This is a genomic window from Francisella sp. 19X1-34, from assembly GCF_041102755.1.
Classification (GTDB): Bacteria; Pseudomonadota; Gammaproteobacteria; order Francisellales; family Francisellaceae; genus Francisella.
On record NZ_JBGCTX010000103.1, the window covers coordinates 1 to 4,170 of the forward strand.

A 4,170-nucleotide genomic window follows, 5' to 3' on the forward strand; every position below is an offset into this window, starting at 1 on the left:
TACTGCCTTTCAACTTTTAAATAACAACGGTTTAGCTATTTTCAATCTAATTTATATTTTTTGTGCACAGAACCTAGGCATAATATAAGATAAGGCATATCTTACATCATTAATTTGGGAATCATATTGAGTTAAAAAAATCTAAATGACTTATCGATATTTATAAAAGAGTGTGGGTTGTTTAGTATTTTTGTTCGACTTGTATCTTTTTACAACATATATTGTTTAATTCTTATTTCAAAAGGATTTTAGTTATTATAAGTAAATCTTTTTTTATGAATAATAAGACTTGGAGAGTTTTATTGATTAAGGTATTTGCTAGATAATTTAAAGACTTCACTTTTTAGAAAAACTACAATTTTCTTAAAGGAAAAAATATAAATTATTTTATGAAGAGTTTATCTGTATTTATTGATAAGAGTTGTAATAACTATTGTGAGTTAAAAAGAAGAGTCATTAATTTAGGAAATAATATTATTGAGTCTATTAAAGATCGAAATGTTGATGTAGCTATATATTATAGTTATAAAGATTTTTTATACTCAAAGCTTAATATGCGCAATAATATAAAGAATTTTTTATTAATATTAGAGCATGGAATTTATATTAATCAAGGGTATGAAGATAGTTTCATGTTGTCAGAAGACTCAGGAGTAGGCAATATAATAGATATTATAAGTTCTATATCAGAGGATAATGATATAACATTAGATTCCCCAATAAATCTAGATGAATATTTTAAGATTAATATTTCTAGAGAAGAGTATCAGACGATTGTTTATGACTGGAATGAAACAGATAGAGATTACTCTAAGGATAAGACTATATACGAACTATTTGAAGAGCAAGTTAAGCAAAATCCTAATAATGTTGCATTAGTATATGAAGGTCAAGAGCTTACATATAAGGAACTTAACCAAAGATCAAATCAATTAGCTAGATATATAAGAAGGCAGTATAAGGAAGTAACTAAACAAGAGCTTGCCCCAGATACATTAATACCATTATGTTTAGAAAGAAGTATGGATATAGTTATAGGTACCTTAGCGATTATGAAAGCTGGAGGAGCATATGTACCTATGGATTCTGAATATCCACAAGAGAGATTTAGACATGTTACTAAAGATACACAAGCTAAATTAGTTATCACGCAGAGTCATTTAGAGAATAAGCTTCATTATATAGCTAGTGATATTAGTTTGATATCGATAGACTCAAGCAAAGAAGGCTATATATATGATCAGGAAGAAACTACAAACCTTAAGCCACAAAGTAGCTCAACAGATTTGGCATATGTTATCTATACGTCAGGGACTACTGGTTTACCTAAAGGGGTGATGGTTGAGCATAAATCTTTAATTAATTTATCTCAGTATATGAGTAATATGTATGAAATTTCTAATATAGATAGAATATTACAGTTTGCTAAATATACGTTTGATATGTCTGTAGAAGAAATATTTCCTACTTTAATTTCTGGAGCAAGACTTATTATAAGCAGTAATGAAGCTCGTCAAGATTTTAATAAGATCATTAAGTTATGTAGAGATAATAAAATAACTATTATGAATCTACCTCCTAGTTTTGCTGGGCTGTTAGGTGATACTGAAGAAGACTATACAAATCCATTATCATATATAAGAATAGTTTCTTTTGGAGGAGATAGTTTTAATTTAGATTTAGTAAAACTTTGGGCTAGTTATAATAGTAAAATAAAAATATTTAATGCATACGGTCCAACTGAATATACAGTAAATAGTACTATAAGTGAGATAGACTGTTCGGAAAAATTAAATATAGGAAGACCTATTAACAATACTCAAGTGTATATATTGAACCAACACCACCAACCAGTCCCAATTGGAGTAGTTGGAGAGTTATATATAGGAGGAGCTGGTTTAGCTAGGGGGTATTTGAATCGTCCTGAATTAACAGCTGAGAGGTTTATATCTAATCCATTTGCAACAGAGAGTGATATAGCTAAAGGTTATACAAGGTTGTATAAGACAGGAGATTTAGTTAGATGGTTAGAAGATGGCAATATTGAATATATAGGTCGCAATGATGATCAGGTTAAGATACGTGGGTTTAGGATTGAGTTAGAAGAGATTGATACACAAATAAGAAAGTTAGAATCTGTTTCAAATAGTATCACAACAGCAATCAAAGGAAATTTATATTCATATATTGAATTAAATAAAGAAGCTTCTAGAGTATATAAAAATTCAGAATATGATTTTTATATATATTCATTAGAGCAGAGACCTGATTTAAAACAAAAGTTTGTAGAGACTCAATTAAAGTCATGGCCAGAATACTTTTTTTTAGATAAAGAAGAAGATTTGTTATGGGCAGAGTTATACAAAAGATATTTAAAGTATCAGTTAGTAATAGTAGACCAAGATGATAATGTTGCAGCAGTTTGTAACTGTTTGCCTATATATATATCTGATACTAATCCTAAATATCCAAAGACTTGGGAAGGTATCTTTAAATTAGGTTTTAATGATAGTAAACCAAACTCCTTAATTTGTATGTCTGCAACAGTTATAAGAAAATATAGAAGTCTAGATTTATATGATAGATTAATTGAAAATGCTTTTAAACTTGCAAACCAGTATAACTTAAATAAAGTATTTTCTTCATTAAGACCGTTAAGAAAAAATAAATATCCTCTAGATGATATAAAAGATTATTGTATTCGAAAGAATAAAAATAATTATTATCGTGATGTTTGGTTTAAAAAGAATCAACAACTAGGAGGGGAATTAAAGCAGATTAATGAACGTTCACAATATATTACAGCAAACATTGATTTTTGGGAAAAATGTCTAAATATGAAATTCCCTAAGTCAGGGGTATATACACATAAAGATTTATTAAATGGGTTAACTATAGATTTAGATAAAGGTATTGGGGGATATTGTGAACCTGGGGTCATTTTTGAATATAAATTTATAAAAACACAAGAAAATGATTTTTTTAGAACAACTTCTGAATTTGTTTATAAGTCGTTGCTTTTAGTATTACCTGAATATATGCTTCCATCCTCAATAAGGATAATGCATAAGTTTCCATTAACGGCTAATGGTAAGTTAGATAGAAAGGCATTACCAGCTCTTGAGCTTATTAATGAGGATAGTTATGTAGCACCAGCTACAGAGCTTGAAGAAAGATTATGTAATATATTTGCAGAGGTGCTTGGCTTAGAGAGAGTTGGTGTTATCGATGACTTCTTTAGGATAGGTGGAAATAGTATATTAGCTATTAAATTATCACATAAGTTATCTAAAGAATTAGGTAAACGAATAAGTGTAGCAGATATATTTAGAACTAGGAATATTAAGAAATTTATATTTGAGTCTGAAGCATTAGGTATTATTAAGCCTTTTTATAAATCTTATAATAACAATCTTCCAGATATGTTATTAATACACCCAGGAATTGCTGGATGCGAGGTTTATAGTACATTAGCTGATAATTTAGCTAATGAATTTAATTCTATAGGGATAGACAATTATAATATATCTTCAAAAAATAAAATTTCATCACTTAATAAGTTATCAAGGTATTATTTAAATCAATATTTAGAAAAATATAGTTTTAATAATAAGCCTATTCACCTATTAGGATGGTCATTAGGAGGAAGGATAGCATTGGAGATGGCTAGCATACTAGAATCTAAAGGATATGATAATATTAAAGTGACTTTACTAGATTCTGTTATTCCTGACTCTCAAATAGCAGAATATGGCTCATGTATTAATTTAGATGATTATAAGAATAAAATTAAAAAAAATATGTTAGATAAGTATGATGAAATTTATGTAAATAAAGTTATAAATGCAATTAATGTTGAGAAAGAGCTTTCTATGACTAATGTGTCTAATAAATTATTAAAATCTAGAGTAACTCTATTAAAAGCTACAATACCAGATACTAGCATTGAAAATATTAGTAATGAATTAAATAGTTATATATTAACTCTAAAAGATAATAATATATCCAAAGCAGTAAATAGTTTGGCTATAAAAGAAGTTGACGCACATCATGGAAATATTATTGAAAAGATTGAAGAAATTGTAGAGTTTTTATAGGGTCTTTACAGATAATTGTGTAAATTTTAATTAGGTTATATATTTTAAATATAACAATAAGGGATTTACAGAA

The 4,170-nt window shown here is 27.7% G+C and carries 1 protein-coding gene; it reads left to right on the forward strand.

Annotated features, from left to right (window positions below; genetic code table 11):
• The first annotated feature begins 389 nt into the window (after positions 1-389).
• Positions 390-4,097 carry an amino acid adenylation domain-containing protein gene (locus tag AB8E56_RS11190; RefSeq protein ID WP_329481129.1) on the forward strand — a complete coding sequence of 1,236 codons (3,708 nt, stop codon included), beginning with the start codon at positions 390-392 and terminating at the stop codon, positions 4,095-4,097.
• Positions 4,098-4,170: the final 73 nt, after the last annotated feature.